At 41.1% G+C, this 15,723-nt stretch carries 12 protein-coding genes and 2 pseudogenes; 5 read left to right on the forward strand and 9 right to left on the reverse strand.

Annotation, left to right across the window (positions count from 1 at the left end; genetic code table 11):
* Positions 1-65 precede the first annotated feature (65 nt).
* The 4 genes and pseudogenes from MN869_RS01225 to MN869_RS01240 all read right to left on the reverse strand — a co-directional run bounded on the left by MN869_RS01225 (position 66) and on the right by MN869_RS01240 (position 3,488).
* Positions 66-1,250, reverse strand: coding sequence for an MFS transporter (locus MN869_RS01225; RefSeq protein ID WP_227505266.1), 1,185 nt, complete (start codon positions 1,248-1,250; stop codon positions 66-68).
* Positions 1,251-1,663: 413 nt separating this feature from the next.
* Positions 1,664-2,977, reverse strand: a pseudogene (locus MN869_RS01230) (TonB-dependent receptor); the annotation flags it as partial.
* A 1-nt stretch (position 2,978) separates the two neighbouring features.
* Positions 2,979-3,110: pseudogene (locus tag MN869_RS01235) on the reverse strand (DUF692 family multinuclear iron-containing protein); the annotation flags it as partial.
* Between the two features lie 69 nt (positions 3,111-3,179).
* The gene (locus MN869_RS01240; RefSeq protein WP_005188347.1) at positions 3,180-3,488 is read right to left on the reverse strand and encodes a hypothetical protein; all 309 of its coding nucleotides are present in this window, start codon (positions 3,486-3,488) and stop codon (positions 3,180-3,182) included.
* Positions 3,489-3,650: 162 nt separating this feature from the next.
* On the opposite strand from MN869_RS01240, the gene MN869_RS01245 reads away from it, so the two are divergent.
* The 3 genes from MN869_RS01245 to MN869_RS01255 all read left to right on the forward strand — a co-directional run bounded on the left by MN869_RS01245 (position 3,651) and on the right by MN869_RS01255 (position 6,442).
* Complete coding sequence (locus MN869_RS01245) at positions 3,651-4,256, forward strand: DoxX family protein (RefSeq protein ID WP_033132838.1); 606 nt, start codon at positions 3,651-3,653, stop codon at positions 4,254-4,256.
* Positions 4,257-4,386: 130 nt separating this feature from the next.
* Positions 4,387-5,070: a heavy metal response regulator transcription factor gene (locus MN869_RS01250; RefSeq protein WP_005203769.1), complete on the forward strand. Its 684-nt coding sequence runs from the start codon at positions 4,387-4,389 to the stop codon at positions 5,068-5,070.
* Entirely contained in the window at positions 5,060-6,442 is a 1,383-nt protein-coding gene (locus MN869_RS01255; RefSeq protein ID WP_033132839.1) for a heavy metal sensor histidine kinase, read from the forward strand. The genes MN869_RS01250 and MN869_RS01255 overlap by 11 nt, the downstream gene beginning before the upstream one ends.
* 52 nt (positions 6,443-6,494) lie before the next feature.
* On the opposite strand, the gene MN869_RS01260 is transcribed toward MN869_RS01255, so the two are convergent.
* The 5 genes from MN869_RS01260 to MN869_RS01280 all read right to left on the reverse strand — a co-directional run bounded on the left by MN869_RS01260 (position 6,495) and on the right by MN869_RS01280 (position 11,400).
* Positions 6,495-6,644 (reverse strand): hypothetical protein, encoded by a 150-nt coding sequence (locus MN869_RS01260; RefSeq protein WP_004806924.1) that lies wholly within the window; start codon positions 6,642-6,644, stop codon positions 6,495-6,497.
* Positions 6,645-6,793: 149 nt separating this feature from the next.
* Positions 6,794-7,825: a M20/M25/M40 family metallo-hydrolase gene (locus MN869_RS01265; protein ID WP_033132840.1), complete on the reverse strand. Its 1,032-nt coding sequence runs from the start codon at positions 7,823-7,825 to the stop codon at positions 6,794-6,796.
* 183 nt (positions 7,826-8,008) lie between these two features.
* Positions 8,009-9,472, reverse strand: a complete 1,464-nt coding sequence (iaaH, locus tag MN869_RS01270) for an indoleacetamide hydrolase (protein WP_033132841.1) — start codon at positions 9,470-9,472, stop codon at positions 8,009-8,011.
* A gap of 85 nt (positions 9,473-9,557) precedes the next feature.
* Positions 9,558-10,271, reverse strand: coding sequence for a helix-turn-helix transcriptional regulator (locus MN869_RS01275; RefSeq protein ID WP_033132842.1), 714 nt, complete (start codon positions 10,269-10,271; stop codon positions 9,558-9,560).
* A 103-nt stretch (positions 10,272-10,374) separates the two neighbouring features.
* On the reverse strand, positions 10,375-11,400 hold the full coding sequence (locus MN869_RS01280; RefSeq protein WP_033132843.1) for an AraC family transcriptional regulator: 1,026 nt from the start codon (positions 11,398-11,400) through the stop codon (positions 10,375-10,377).
* A gap of 115 nt (positions 11,401-11,515) precedes the next feature.
* On the opposite strand from MN869_RS01280, the gene MN869_RS01285 reads away from it, so the two are divergent.
* Both MN869_RS01285 and MN869_RS01290 read left to right on the forward strand, forming a co-directional pair.
* Complete coding sequence (locus MN869_RS01285) at positions 11,516-13,048, forward strand: NAD(P)/FAD-dependent oxidoreductase (protein WP_033132844.1); 1,533 nt, start codon at positions 11,516-11,518, stop codon at positions 13,046-13,048.
* Between the two features lie 177 nt (positions 13,049-13,225).
* Positions 13,226-15,712, forward strand: a complete 2,487-nt coding sequence (locus MN869_RS01290) for a heavy metal translocating P-type ATPase (RefSeq protein ID WP_033132845.1) — start codon at positions 13,226-13,228, stop codon at positions 15,710-15,712.
* Positions 15,713-15,723: the final 11 nt, after the last annotated feature.

The raw sequence follows: 15,723 nt of genomic DNA on the forward strand, positions 1-15,723 counted from the left end.
ATTCGAATAAATCGAAAACGATGGTTTTAAAAATGATATTTTTTAACGAGATATATACTTAGGATTTAAATATAACGATTCCGACCAGATAGGTAGCCAAGAATACCGATCAGTATTGAGAGTAGAACAGCCATCATTAATACAGAATTCCAATTCTGACTGACGCCTCGTAATGCACCGACTAAAGTTGGACACGCTGCCGCCATTAGATAGCCTCCACCTTGAGCCATACCAGAAAGTGCAGCTGCTTGATGTACCGAACGAGAACGTAGACTCAAAAACATCAGTGCCAGTAATATTCCGCCACCAGATCCAATACCGAAACTGAGTACCCAAAATATTGCCCAATGTGGGGCAAGTAACAGTCCGAGCATCCCGATACACATTAATAGCCCCATACTAATGGCAACTAAACGTTGGTCTTTCAGACGATTCACCAATGGACCTAAAATTAAACCAGGTACAATCCCTGCTAATTGCATCAAGCCATGTAAAGAACCAGATGCTTTATTGCTATAACCCGCTTCGGTCAAAATTGCAGGCAACCAGCTCACCATTGCATAGAATAAAGCCGCATTACAGCCCATAAACAATGTGACCTGCCAAGCAAGTTTGGATGTCCAAATATTTTGTGAATGTGCTTCTGTTAATGGAATCTGTACTTGTTCTTGAGTTTTATTTTGGAGAATGAGTGGAATCCAAAACAGACAAGCAATGAAGGAAAAAATGGCTATAACCATTAAAGTTGGCTGCCATCCTAAAATTTGAGTAAGAGGAACAACACTGCTCGATGCAAAAGCCCCTGCTACAGCCATCGCAATAGAACATAATCCTGTGACAACGGGTACGCTGTTTGGAAAATCACGTTTTACCAGACTAGGTACCAATACATTTCCAATAGCGATACCAATACCAATAATACTTGTTCCAATAAAAAGCATCGTGGCTGAGCCAATGGAGCGGACTACAGCACCAGCAATAACTACTATTAAGGAGGTGAAAAGAATTCGCTCAAAACCAAATTTAATTGAAAAGCGTGCGGTAAATGGAGAAATAACAGCAAAAGCAATCAGCGGTAAAGTTGTTAATAAGCCAGCTGCAGTGGGTGAAAGGCCAAACACCAACCGTAATTGCTCAAGTATTGGCCCAACTCCCGTGATTGGTGCACGTAAACTCGATGCAACCAATAGCAAAGCGATTAGCAGAAAGATGGAGCGCTCTTTATTTAGAATTGGAGGATTAGAGTTCATATTCATTTACCAGACCATATGCTATGCCGGCATGGTATGAGTGCTAAGAAATTGGATCATCAACATTCATACCATGCAGTGGAGTTGACCGAGTTTCTTTATCAAGATTCGGTCAAAATCAAATCTTAATTCAGATTAATGGTGACCCATTTCCACTCGGTTACCTGCATGTGCAAACACAGCAGAACATGCAACAAGACCGATGAACAGTTGAGAGATTTTCATTTATTGTTACTCCATTTTTCTAAAGCTAAGTTATTGTTTCAATAAAGATAACGGTATCGTTATCTATTTAGTTATAGGAACAGTAAGATCTATAACTGCTCCTTGGTTTTGTAAATAATAATCATTCAATATCATTATTTACGTTTATCTAATTCCGACTAATGTGAAGGTTGGAATTAAATTCTGTGTTAAAACTTGGTGGTCCAGCTGACTTTCAAAGTACGACCTGGTGCAGCCATTGCACTCCGAGTGAGTGGATCGATATAAAATTGGTTTGAAAGATTATTACCTACAAATTCAACTGTGTTATAGGTATCAACTTGATAGCGTGCATAGGCATCAAAAATCCACGTATCGTCCCAAGCGAGAGGCACATTGAGGTAATAGCCTTTATTGATACCAGCATCATTATTTTTACGTAATGGACTTTCATAGCCTTTGTAGAAAGTTGCTCGCGCACCAAGCTCCAATCTTTCATCTAGAAAGCGCGCGCCTAATAAAGCATGTGCGCTAAGCTCAGGTGTCGACATCGTCACGAGATAGCCGTTCGGAAAACCATCATCGACGCAACGTTGATAAGCATCGCGGAATTGAATACCTTGATCTGTTTGTACTGTACCGCTATTAATCATTTTATTAATGGCGCTATTGCTGTCACAGACTTCATTTTTGAGGTTATAAGCCATGCTTAAATCAGTGAAGAAAGCACCATTATCAAAACGGCTTTGCAACTCAATACCAGAAAGCTTTTGCTCATCCATATTGGTAAAAATCAGATTTTGATTACGCTCAATTACGTTTTTGGTTTTGTTGTAGTAATAGGCCAGCTTAATATCGGCATTACGTGCTGAGCTGAGCCAATTCCGCATGTCATAGACATAACCCACTTCATAATTAAACGCATGTTCGGGCTTAATCTCCTGATATGGCATCATTGCTGAGAAACCAACTGTACTCTCAAATAAGCTCGGTAAGCGATATTCCTCTGCATAGCGTACATAAAGCCGATTATTTTCAGTCAAATGAATGGATGCACCAAGTTGAGGTGCCCAGCCACTGTCTTTTACTTTCTGAGCTGATTCAATCGGGACCTGCTCAATCACAACAGGCTGAAAACCATTCCCGATAACCACATACTTCTGGCCTAAGGCATTCAGTTGGTTCAATATATTATCCGCTAGGGCCAAATGACCATTGTCATCAGCTTTCCAAGTGAGTGTATTTTTCTGTGACCAAATTCGGCTATACAACGTCGTTTCTGATGCAGGCACCGTTTCTAAACGGCCATCCCAATCAGGATTGTTGGCTGCATAACGTTGCGTTAAAAGGTTTAGCATACGTTGTTGCTGAGCATCATAACTTTCTGGCATGGTTCGATATTCAAAGTTGTATTCTTTGACTTTACTTTTCTTGGTAAATAACGGATTTAACGAAGGATCAATCCCATCTCTGATTGATTTATTTAAGAAGTCATCAAAGGCCCAATAAGAGCGGTAACGCATTGGCGTGCCGACCACCAAAGCCCATCCAGTTTTCAGGAGCAACTTCAATAAAATCTGGATGAGTATCTGCATTTAAAAACGCATCAATAAACTCACGTCTTAAACCCAGACCTACACCAGCCAATTCAGCCATGGTGAAACTCCTATGATTAGAATGATGCCGACCTAAGCTTTAGACCGACATCATCCATGATTGAAGGGATTATTTGGCCCCGCACTTGCCGTCAGCCACTTTTTTATCTGCACCACATTTTGCATCAGCAGCTTTCTTGGCTGCGCCACACTTCGCGTCTGCTGCTTTTTTTGCTGCACCGCATTTGGCTTCAGCAGATTTTTGCTGTTGTTTGGCTTTATTGGCGCCACATTTCGCTTCACCACATTTTCCATCAGCAGCTTTGCTGGCATGGGCCTCTGTCGTCGTTGTCGTTGCTGCAACAGTCACTTGGGTTACGCCCGCAACAGAGAGTGCTAATAACGCTGCAACTGAAGTCATCGAATTAAGTTTGCTCATTTTTCTATTCCTTTTAAGGTAAATGCTCGGTTTGTACAAAGGTACATAAAGTTAGACGGCGTAAATCTCGATTTATTACAGTGCAAATAAAAAAAATTTATGTAAGAAATTGAATCCTCACCCGACTAATGATCATTCAATCCTATTCGGTGTGAAATTATCATGAAGAACTTTTTGTATGCGCTGACTCAGTACTATCAAAACATCTGCTCAGCACTCAAACATGCGGATGGCATTGCGGCACTTGCCTTACGTTGTTATCTCGTTCCAATCTTTTGGATGGCGGGCACAAATAAACTGATGCATTTTCCAGATACGGTGGAATGGTTCGGCAATAGCGATTGGGGCTTGGGTTTACCCTTTCCTTACCTCATGGCAACGTTAGCAACATCAACAGAACTTGCTGGGGCTGTGCTTTTAACGCTTGGTCTTTTGACACGGTGGATTAGTATTCCATTGATCATTACCATGCTCGTCGCCATTTTCACTGTACATCTGCCAAATGGCTGGCAAGCGATAGCCGATCCCAATGCACCCTTTGCCAATGCACAAGTACTCGCCTCTGCTGAAAAACTGGAAGCAGCTCGGGGAATTCTAGAAAATTATGGTAATTATGACTGGCTAACATCCAGTGGCTCATTTGTGATTTTAAATAATGGAATTGAGTTTGCGGTTACTTATCTGATCATGTTATTGGCTTTAATCGTATTGGGTGGTGGTCGCTATTTCAGTTTAGATTATTGGATAAAGCGAAAATTTTCGAAGTAGCTTTGTCAAAATGGTTTCAAGGTGAATAAAGTCAGGAAGCTGACTGCAATATTACAATTTTGTCATTTATAAATATCTGATTATCTTTGACGCTAAAATGACACGATAAAACTTTGGGCTCGATGAAAGCATGCGAATACTTCTTGTTGAAGATGAACAAAAAACAGGTGATTATCTCCAAAAAGGCTTAACTGAAGCAGGCTATGTGACAGATTGGAGCCAAGATGGCATTTCTGGTCTGCATCATGCTGTGACAGAACAATATGACCTGATTATTTTAGATGTCATGCTGCCGAAGCTGGATGGCTGGAAAATCCTCACTGAAATTCGCAAAGTAAACACCTTCCTCCCAGTGCTGTTTCTTACTGCAAAAGATCAGATTGAGGATCGTGTCAAAGGCTTGGAACTCGGTGCAGATGACTTCCTGATTAAACCCTTTGCCTTCGCCGAACTACTTGCACGTATTAAAACCCTATTAAAACGTGGGCAAATTAAAGAAGAGCAAACCTTCTATGCCGTTGCAGACCTACATCTCGACTTAATTAAACGCCGTGTGGTGCGTTCTGGGCAACGCATTGATCTGACCGCCAAAGAATTTTCCTTACTTGAACTGTTTATGCGTAGACAAGGTGAAGTTTTACCAAAATCACTGATCGCTGCTTTGGTTTGGGATATTAATTTTGATAGTGATACTAACGTGGTCGAGGTCGCGATTCGCAGGCTCAGAAATAAAATTGATACCGACTTTAGCCCCAAACTAATTAGAAACATCCGTGGCATGGGCTATGTCCTAGAGATCGAAGATGAGAACTAAATTATTTCGTTCAATCGGCTTTCGAATCAGTTTTATTTCCACTCTATTCACGATTCTGATCTTGATCGTTATGGGAATATTCGTCAATCAGCATGTGGTCAATTATTTTTATCAACAAAATCAAAAAGAAATTGAAGGAAAAATTCAGCTGATTGAAAATCTTTTCCAACAGAAACCTAGCAATTTTAAGGACGGTTTAGATGAGGCCTTGATTGGGCATGATAATTTGGTGATTCAGATCAAACTGGCCAATGGTCAGACCATTTATAACAAAAAGAATAATCACACCGATCTCAGCCAATTAATACAAACTCAAAATGGGCAATGGATTAATTGGAAAAATAAGGATCAGAGTTATCAAGGCATCATGGTGAATAAGGTTCTTCGCTATGGCGAAACCAATCAGAACATGCAAATCATTGCTGCAATTGAAGTCACCGATAATTATTACTTCCTGCATTCATTTAAACAGCAGTTGCTCATGATTGGTCTACTCGGTGTAATTGGTCTGATGTTTTTAGGTTGGTTGGCCACTTGGCAAGGTCTTGGCCCGATTCGGAAAATGGCAAAACTGTCAGAAAACATTTCTGCAAATAATCTGTCCAATCGCCTTGATCTCAGTAATATACCCATTGAACTCACCCCTTTGGCAACGGCATTTAATGACATGCTCAATCGACTGGAGGTTTCAGTCGATAAACTTTCTGCGTTCTCAAGTGATTTGGCCCATGAAATTAGGACACCGATCAATAATTTGATGATGCAAACCCAAGTTTCCTTAACCAAGCCAAGAACCATTGAGCAATATCAAGATGTACTCTTTTCAAATTTAGAAGAATACGAACACTTAGCAAAAATGATTTCAGATATGTTGTTTCTAGCTAAATCGGATCATAACCTCGCCTTAAAAAACAAAAAAGAAATCGATTTAAAGCAAGAAATGCGGGTGCTGTTTGAATATTTTGAAGCTTTTGCATCAGAAAAACAGATACAACTCAAGCAAACAGGTCAGGCATCTATTCAGGCCGAACCTGCAATGATTCGTCGAGCCTTTAATAATTTAATCTCGAATGCAATTAAATATGGTGAGCCAGATTCGATTTTAGAAGTCAAACTGAGCCAAGATTCTCAGCATTCGATCATTCAGATTAAAAATAAAGTATCTGCTGAAATGCAAACTTTAAGCCCTTTACAGCTGTCTCGTTTCTTTGACCGTTTTTATCGTCTGGACTCATCGCGACACAAAGCCGAAGATGGTACAGGTTTAGGATTAGCGATTACCAAGTCAATTATCGAAATTCACGCTGCGAAAATTGATGTGTTTATCGAAGGTGAAAATATTGTCTTTAGAATGATTTTTAAAGCGGAATGATTAAGGACCATACAACTTGGGAGAAGTTATATGATCCTTGTGAAACTCAGAATTATTTAGATGGCGTTTGGCCATCATTGCCTTGTACAGTTGCATTACGTTCTTGGTTTTTTTCCAAGAACATTAAACCACCATCTGCATAACTTAAACTCGCTGTTGATGCAAACGATAGGATGAAGATGAGTTTAACCAATGCTTTCATTTCTATTTACCTGCTCTCTCTCTTAACTCTCTATAAGATAGAACAGGCAGCCCAACAGCAGCATGACCTGAAAATGATAATTTTGTCATTTTTATCAATGCTTAATAATACAGCGGTTGATCTAATATAGATGATCCCTTAATTGGATATTAGTCTTGATCTAAAGATGTTAATAAATGAATCACAGCATCACCTGCCAATTGCATTGACTTTGGATCGACCTGCTCAATCGTGTCACATGCTTTGTGATAGCACGGCGCGAACTCAAGTTCATCCCCTTTCATTTGCTCATTAAATAAGATCACAGAGGCCACAGGCACTTTACCTAAGAACGGTGCTGTATCACTTGCGGTTAGAGTTGCAACATCTTCTTTAATTTCCAGATTTTTTGCTTTAAAAAATGCTTTAAGCGTATTCTCTAATGCTAAATCACCGCTATGGCTTGGAATACTACGTAAACCATCAAGGAGTGGTTTATAGTCCTGTTCCTGCATGCCACGCTCTTTTAACATTTTTTCCATTTCATCTAGAGATGATTTATCACCATCTGCAATCAGGATTTCAGGATCTTTGGTGCCGACCATATCCACATTGATATAGGCTTTAATGGCTTTTAACTGTTCAGCAGTCAGTTTCTCCACATAAGCTTGAGAACCTGCAATCCCTACTTCTTCCGAATCCCAAAATGCCAGATGAATGGTGTGTCTCGGTTTTACTTTTTGGCTCGATAATTGTGTCATCAAATCGAGCAATAAGGCTACACCTGAAGCATTATCATTGATGCCAGGTCCCATTTTGACTGAATCATAATGTGCTCCCAGCAAAATTATGCTTTGTGTTGATTCTCCGGGAATCTCCACAATAATATTCTTGCCTTTGGTCTTTTCCCGATTTTCAAAAGTCTGAAGTTCTGTACTAAAACCTGCTTTCTTGGCTTGATCTAAAATATAATCTGCACTTGCCAAACCGCCTTGCGTACCCACAGCACGATTGCCACCATGCTGTTTGGCAATTTGTTCAAATACATGTAAATGCGTCATCATCTGTGCTGCATCGAGTTTTAAACCAGATTGACTGACATCTTCAACTTTTTCTTTGGAATGTTGCTCATTTTTTTGACAACCACTGATTGCGAACATGCTAGTTAAAATACAAATACCTAAAATTTTCTTTAAAAACATAAAATAAACTTAAACCGTTTTTATAAAGTAAGCCTAATACTAGATTTGCACATACGGATTTGCCATTTCAATTTGTATCCTCTGTTCTTATCGATCTAATCAGAAAGATATCGGTGCTTATTTCAAGTGACAGACAAAGCCCATTCTCAATGAAACGGACTTTGTTATAAAACTGAAGTCATTTTAGCGATGATTTAAACTGTTAAAAATCTGTTCGAGTACTTCCCCAAGCGCAAGAATGTCATGATCTGTATTTGGTAAACCATCTATTTCCAATCCAACAGGTAATTTTGATTTTGTGCCACAGCCAATCGGTAAACTCAGCCCAGGTAAACCAATATTACTTCCTGGATCAGTATTGCGAATCAGCCTTTGGAAATTTTCAATTGAACTCACTTGCTCATTTGCCAATGGGGCAACAATGGCTAAGGTTGGAAAAATTAAAGCATTGAGTTGGTGCTCATTAAAGGTTTTTTCATAGAGTGAAAGCAACTGTGGTCGAGCCGTTGTGATCGCATCCTGATATAAAGCTTCGACCGCCACAGACTTACCCGTTTCATCCACAATCAATTCAGGCAAAATATTCTGCTGAAAGAGTTGCTGTACATCTGGGCTTGAAATTTGCTCCACAATAGCGTCTAGTTCTATTCCAACTTCATGGTTTTTTAAATATTCAATCAGATCATATTTGCCCTCGTAGATCACTACAGGAAATGAAATACGATGATTCAGCTGCCCTAACTCAGGCATTTCTACACTGATGATTTCAATCCCCGCATTTTTTAAAAGTTGTAGTGCCTGATCAGCCTGTTGCTGAACCTCTTCATCCAGATTTTCCCAAAAATATGCACATAGCCCAAGCCTGATGGGTTGCGTCGATATACGAGCTGGGACTTGTTGTTGAGTAATCAATTGATCAATCAAGATGATATCGGATACTGAATGTGCCATTGGGCCTGCGGTATCACGTGTATGCGAGATTGGCGTAATACTCTCTTGAGCATAGCGTCCAACCGTGGGACGAAAACCAACACAGCCATTTAAGGCACTGGGTAGTCTGACCGATGCACCTGTATCAGTCCCGATTGCAATTGGCACCATGCCTGCAGCGACAGCAACAGCACTTCCTGAAGAAGAACCACCTGCAATATGTAAGGGATTAACCGCATTACGAGTGCCAATCACACCCTCAATATGCATTGCAGTATTGTAGCCTGTGACCCCAAATGCCAGCTCATGCATATTGGCTTTACCCACAACAATCGCACCTTCATCAATCAATGCTTGAATCACTGGAGCCGTTACTTTGGGTCTGAATCCGGTTAAAGCAGGTGTTCCTGCCGTATTGCTAAAACCAGCAACATGAATATTATCTTTAACCGCCAGCAATACCCCGATTAATGCAGGACACGGTTTGCCTTCTGCAATAGATTGATCCCAAAATTGCGCCTGTCGAAGCGCTGCAGCATAATCAAGACTGATAAAAGCATTCAGGGACTGCTGCGTATCAATCTTTTCGAAATAGTGATCTAGCAATTGTTCACAAGAAACTTTGCGCTCAGTAACTAGTGCTGTAATTTCCTTGATTGTGGCTTTATCAAGATGAATACCTTGATCCAAAAATACTTTTTCTTTCATCTTTAACATTGTGACTTAAAATCCATTTAAGTAATAATGTTTATAATTTGTACCGTTTTCAGTTTGTTCGATATCCTCAAAATTGAGGAGGCCATTAAGCATGCATCAATGCAGCCATTTCAGTACGATTATGACAACCCATTTTTTTCATGGCACTTTTTAAATGCGTTCTCACCGTGGTGAAGCTGATATCCAGTAAATTGGCAACATATTTATCACTCAGCCCCTTACTCACCAACATGACTACTTCTTGCTCCCGCGGGGTTAAAAAGTATTGAGGCGATAAATCTACGGGTAAGGCTTGAGTCATATAAGGTTCGAGTAAATTTAAAATCCTTTTCTCTCGCTCACTAAACATCACCGAATCCTGAGCGCGCCAAATACGCAAGTCGCCAATATCTATCCCATCCCGAACAAAATAAATATTTAAACCATGATATAGACCATAAGGGCGTAAAAACTCATTGTAATAATCCGTTTTCTTTAGCTCTGATATCGAAATGATCTCATTTACGAAAGTCGCTTGTTGCCGTTCCCGCAGCAGAGACGTAATCGGGTCATCGTGTTGCCAAATACGCTCATATTCAAGAATTGCTTTGGGATCGATTTGCCACATAATGCCCTGTTTGGATAGATGCTGTTTTGCATCCCAAATATAAGACGCAGCAAAATCGGCTCTTAATAAAGTCGCGATATCTACCAACACGGTTTCACGTAAACGCTCCTGTCCTTTTCCTGAACCTAATTTCCATAATATTTCTGAAAAAAGACTAAACTCGGATCGACTTAAGTCGTGTTCTAAAAGCATCGCCTGCTACCTTTCTATCTTCCTGATACCTGTCCATTCTAGAATTAAGATGAACAGTTATTCCCTTTTGTCTATCTTTTATATGCCACTAAATCGTTATTTTCTACATTTTATTTTTTAGTCGGCTTGCATGGGGCGTTTTGCCATACCAGCGCTTATAAGCATGAATAAAACTGGCGGGTTCGGCATAGCCTAACCATTCAGAAATTTGCTCAATTGAAGTTTGTGTTGACGACAAATAGGAATTTGCCATCATTTTTCGGGCTTCCTCCCTGATTTTAATAAATGTGGTTTGTTCTTGCGCCAAATAACGACGTAAGGTGCGGGAGTTTAGATATAAACGATCCGCAATCTCTTCCATTGTTAGAATTTTCCCCTTGCTATTCATAAGGATGTGTTGCACTTGATCAGCATATTTTTTTTGAGATTGCCGCTTATCTAGTATTTCTCGGCATTGTTGCTCAGCTGAATGTAACATCAATTCATTTGCCATACTCAACTTTTGATCTATTTTTTCTGCATTGAGCACAATGTAATTTTTTGATCCACCGAATTCAGGCGCCACCCCAAACAATTCATGATAAGGCTGTTGTTCTCCACAGGACTGAAAGCCAAATACTACTTTTTGGCAGAGATTCTCTGGAATCAAATCGTGTTGGACGCTTATCAGTGCGGCAATATCTCGCTCAATAATGAATTGCCGTAATGTTTGAGGGATTCCCTCATCTACCTCTATATCAATTCGAATATTATTGGTCTCGGGTGGTTCTGATACCACAAACTGACTAAAGGCAAAAGATAAAGGAAAATAGGCCAAAGCAAAGTTCAAAGCTTCACGAATATTGGCACTACTGATCAAGCCTAAGCCGAGCGAACCAAAGGTGGTAAAGTGATAACGCTGACCCACCTCTAAGCCAAGCAAAGGTCTGTGGCTAAATGTCTCGACTAAATTGCGAATCAGCTGTAATTCCTGCTGCCCAGTCACCAACATATTGGGATCAAGCAACTGTTGCTGCTCCAGTCCTGTTCCCTTGAGAATCTGTGTCTGACTCACGCCCAGTTCAGCCGCAAAATCTGCCATGAGACGAATACTATGGATACTACGTTGATATGACCATAAGTAGTTCAAACCTATTTTCTCAATGTCCGCTAATCACAATATTTTGTCCTGATCCATCCTCTAAATCAATGCATGAAACGATTATTCTGCAAGCAATACATGATACTTTTCACTTGAGTCCGTTATGTTTAAACAACAATTATCTTCAAATAAAAATATTCGTATCGCCATTATTGGAACTGGATTTGGTGGATTAGGGCTAGCCATTCAGCTCAAACGTGCTGGATTTGAACAATTTACTTTATTTGAAAAAGCCAATGATGTCGGTGGTGTCTGGCGTGACAATACCTATCCAGGTGCTGCTTGTGATGTTCCGTCTCACTTATATTCATTTTCTTTTGAACAAGATCTTGGCTGGAAAAACCGCTATGGTTCATCGCAGGAAATTCATCAGTACTTAAAGCACTGCACCGAGAAATATCAGCTTTATCCGCATATCCAGTTTAATACTGAGATTGCCAGCGCTGATTTTGATGCCACTCAAGGCCTTTGGCAGATTCAGAGTGTAACTGGGGAAAAATTTGAGGCAGAATTTTTAATTGCTGCGGTGGGTCAGCTCAACCGCCCTGCATACCCGAAAATTAAAGGTCTGGATCGTTTCAAAGGAAAAGCTTTCCATTCTGCACGCTGGGAGCATGACTACGACTTAAATAATAAACGTGTGGCTGTGATTGGTACCGGTGCCAGTGCGATTCAATTTGTCCCAGAGATCGCAAAGCAAGTAGCGCATTTAGATATCTATCAACGTTCCGCACCCTATGTCATCCCAAAACCAGACCGTATTTATTCAACATTGGAACGAAAAGCATTTCAAAAACTTCCAATTTTGCAAAGTCTGGATCGTGTCTTTCAATATAGTTATAACGAAATTCGCCTCAAGAGCTTTACCGCCACACTGAATGAAATTCCTTTAGCCGAATATATTTTTCAGCGGCATATTCGTGAGGAAATCAAAGACCCACATTTCCGCCACCGTCTGATGCCCGACTACCCGATTGGCTGCAAACGTATTTTGATTTCCAATCATTGGTACCGTAGTCTGGTTCGTGCAAATGTCGATGTCATCAATAGCGCGATTCAGGAAGTTACTGAAACTGGTATTGTCGATAAAGATGGCAAACATCGCGAAATCGATACCATTATTTATGGAACAGGGTTTGAGGCAACTGAGTTTATGGCACCCATGCAAATTACAGGACTGAATGGCAAAAAATTAAAAGACCAATGGGTCGATGGCGCAGAAGCGTATTTAGGCTTAACCGTAAGCAGCTTCCCTAATTTCTTTATGCTGTATGGCCCAAATACCAATCTTGGGCATAACTCAATCGTCTACATGATTGAAAGCCAAGTGAATTACATCCTAGATGCACTTCAAGCCCATATCCAAAACAATTTATCCTTCACCGATCTGAAAGCTGAAATTCAAGTACAGTTTAATCAAGAAATTCAGGAGCGCATGAAGTCAACTATGTGGTCTCAAGGCTGCACCAGTTGGTATCAAACTGCGACAGGGAAAAATACCAATAATTGGCCAGGCTTCACATTGGAATATCGTCAGCGCACCCGTCGCTTCGATCTGGAAAATTATACTCAAGTACAAAAATCGGCACAGTCACAAGCTGAAATAGACGATCAAGACAAAAAAATAGCTGTTTAAATTCCCTCATTAAACCATTCTACATTTGGATTGTCCTTGAATGAAATAAAGGACAATCCATGAGCCTACCCCAAATCCGTTTGCATAAAATCCTAAAATTTGATAAATCCGCTTGACCTTCCCATAATGTTAAGGTCTATGCTGAAAGCAATCGGATTATCTCTATAGGTATAACTTATGGAAACGCAAACAAAAACATCGTCTAATAATATGAATGTCAGCCTTCAAGTCGAGGGCATGACTTGCGCCAGTTGTGTTGGACGCGTTGAAGCAGCACTCAAAAAAGTTGACGGCGTTCAATCTGCATCAGTGAATCTAGCCACAGAACGTGCAGATATCACCCTTGCTAAGCCCGTAGACCAACAAGTGCTGATTCAAGCCATAGAACAAACAGGCTATGACGTCCCTGCAAATAAGGTTGAATTGTCGATTGAAGGCATGACCTGCGCTTCATGTGTTAGTCGTGTTGAAAAAGCATTGAATGCGGTTAACGGTGTAAAAACGGCCAACGTCAATTTGGCAACTGAACGTGCCACGGTAACGGGTACGGCTAAGGTCGAAAGCTTAATCGCAGCGATTGATAAGGCAGGTTACGATGCCAAAGAGATTCAGGCATCCATTCCAGACCAAAGTGAACAACTTGAGAAAAAAGATCATGAACGTGCTGAACTCAAACGTGACCTGATTATTGCCACTATTTTAGCCTTACCTGTGTTTATCTTGGAAATGGGCTCACACTTGATTCCAGGTGTTCATCATCTGATTGAACAAAGCATTGGCATGCAAAATAGTTGGTACCTACAATTCGTTTTAACCACCTTAGTGCTGATTATCCCAGGGCGTCGTTTTTATCTCAAAGGTCTTCCCGCTTTAGTTCGTTTAGCACCCGATATGAACTCTTTGGTTGCCGTCGGTACACTGGCGGCTTATCTATTTTCACTAGTTGCAACCTTTACACCAAAGTTATTGCCTGCTGGCACGGTGAATGTTTATTACGAAGCAGCCGCTGTGATTGTGGCCTTAATTCTACTCGGTCGTTTTCTTGAGGCGAAAGCCAAAGGACGTACCTCTGAAGCCATTCAACGCTTAGTCAGTTTACAGGCAAAAGTTGCCCATGTTTCTCGAGATAATCAGATAATCGATATTCCAATCGAGCAAGTAATTGCAGGTGATTTTGTCATTGTAAAACCAGGTGAAAGAATCCCTGTCGATGGTGAAGTCATTGAAGGACAAAGCTTTGTCGATGAATCGATGATCACAGGTGAACCGATTCCTGTTGAGAAAAACATTGGCAGCCAAGTGGTGGGTGGAACCATTAACCAGAACGGAACTTTAAGTTTTAAAGCCGTCGCTGTCGGTGGCAACACCATGTTGGCGCAAATTATCCGTCTGGTCGAGCAAGCGCAAGGCTCTAAAATGCCGATTCAAGCGGTGGTTGATAAAGTGACTCTATGGTTTGTGCCTGCGGTCATGCTTGCAGCACTACTTACTTTCCTCGTATGGTTAGTTTTCGGTCCATCACCTGCTTTAACTTTTGCACTGGTCAATGCAGTTGCGGTCCTGATTATTGCCTGTCCATGTGCCATGGGTCTAGCAACCCCCACCTCGATTATGGTTGGTACTGGACGTGGTGCGGAACTTGGTGTCCTGTTCCGCAAAGGTGAAGCACTACAGCTGTTAAAAGATGCTCAAGTGGTTGCCGTTGATAAAACCGGGACCTTGACCGAAGGTCATCCAGTACTGACTGATTTTGAGGTGACATCCACCTTTGAACCTAATGATGTACTCAGCCTCGTTGCCGCAGTGGAGTCGCTTTCTGAACATCCAATTGCCAAAGCGATTGTCGATGCCGCAAAAAATCAAGGTCTGACCCTGCCTAAAGTTGATCGATTTGATTCAGTCACAGGCATGGGTGTCAATGCCACTGTAAATGAACACCAGAATATCTATATCGGTGCAGATCGCTATATGATTCAACTTGGTCTGGATATCACTCCATTTTCCCATACAGCACAGCGTTTGGGCGATGAAGGAAAATCTCCACTTTATGTGGCAATTGATGGTGCTTTGGCAGGGATTATTGCGGTTGCTGATCCAATCAAAAATACGACACCTGCTGCCATTCAAGCCTTACATCAACTGGGTTTAAAAGTGGCAATGATTACCGGTGACAATGCTCGTACCGCACATGCCATTGCCAAACAACTTGGAATTGATGAAGTGATTGCCGAAGTGCTACCTGAAGGTAAAGTCAATGCCGTGCAGGAACTGAAAGCAAAATATGGCAATATTGCCTTTGTCGGTGATGGGATCAATGATGCTCCAGCATTGGCTCAAGCAGATGTCGGCCTTGCAATTGGCACAGGGACTGATGTGGCGATTGAATCTGCGGATGTGGTGTTGATGTCTGGGAACTTGCAAGGTGTGGCCAATGCAATTGCCTTGTCTAAGGCAACCATTGGTAATATTCACCAAAACTTGTTCTGGGCCTTTGCCTACAACACTCTATTGATTCCAGTGGCTGCGGGTGTGTTATACCCTGCTTATGGCATCTTGATGTCGCCGATTTTTGCTGCGGGTGCGATGGCACTTTCAAGTGTGTTTGTGCTTGGTAATGCGCTACGTTTACGTCGTTTCCAACCGCCGTCTGTGCATAAAGACTAATGGAGGATCTT

The organism is Acinetobacter sp. NIPH1876 (assembly GCF_022808535.1).
GTDB classification, from domain to species: Bacteria; Pseudomonadota; Gammaproteobacteria; order Pseudomonadales; family Moraxellaceae; genus Acinetobacter; species Acinetobacter higginsii.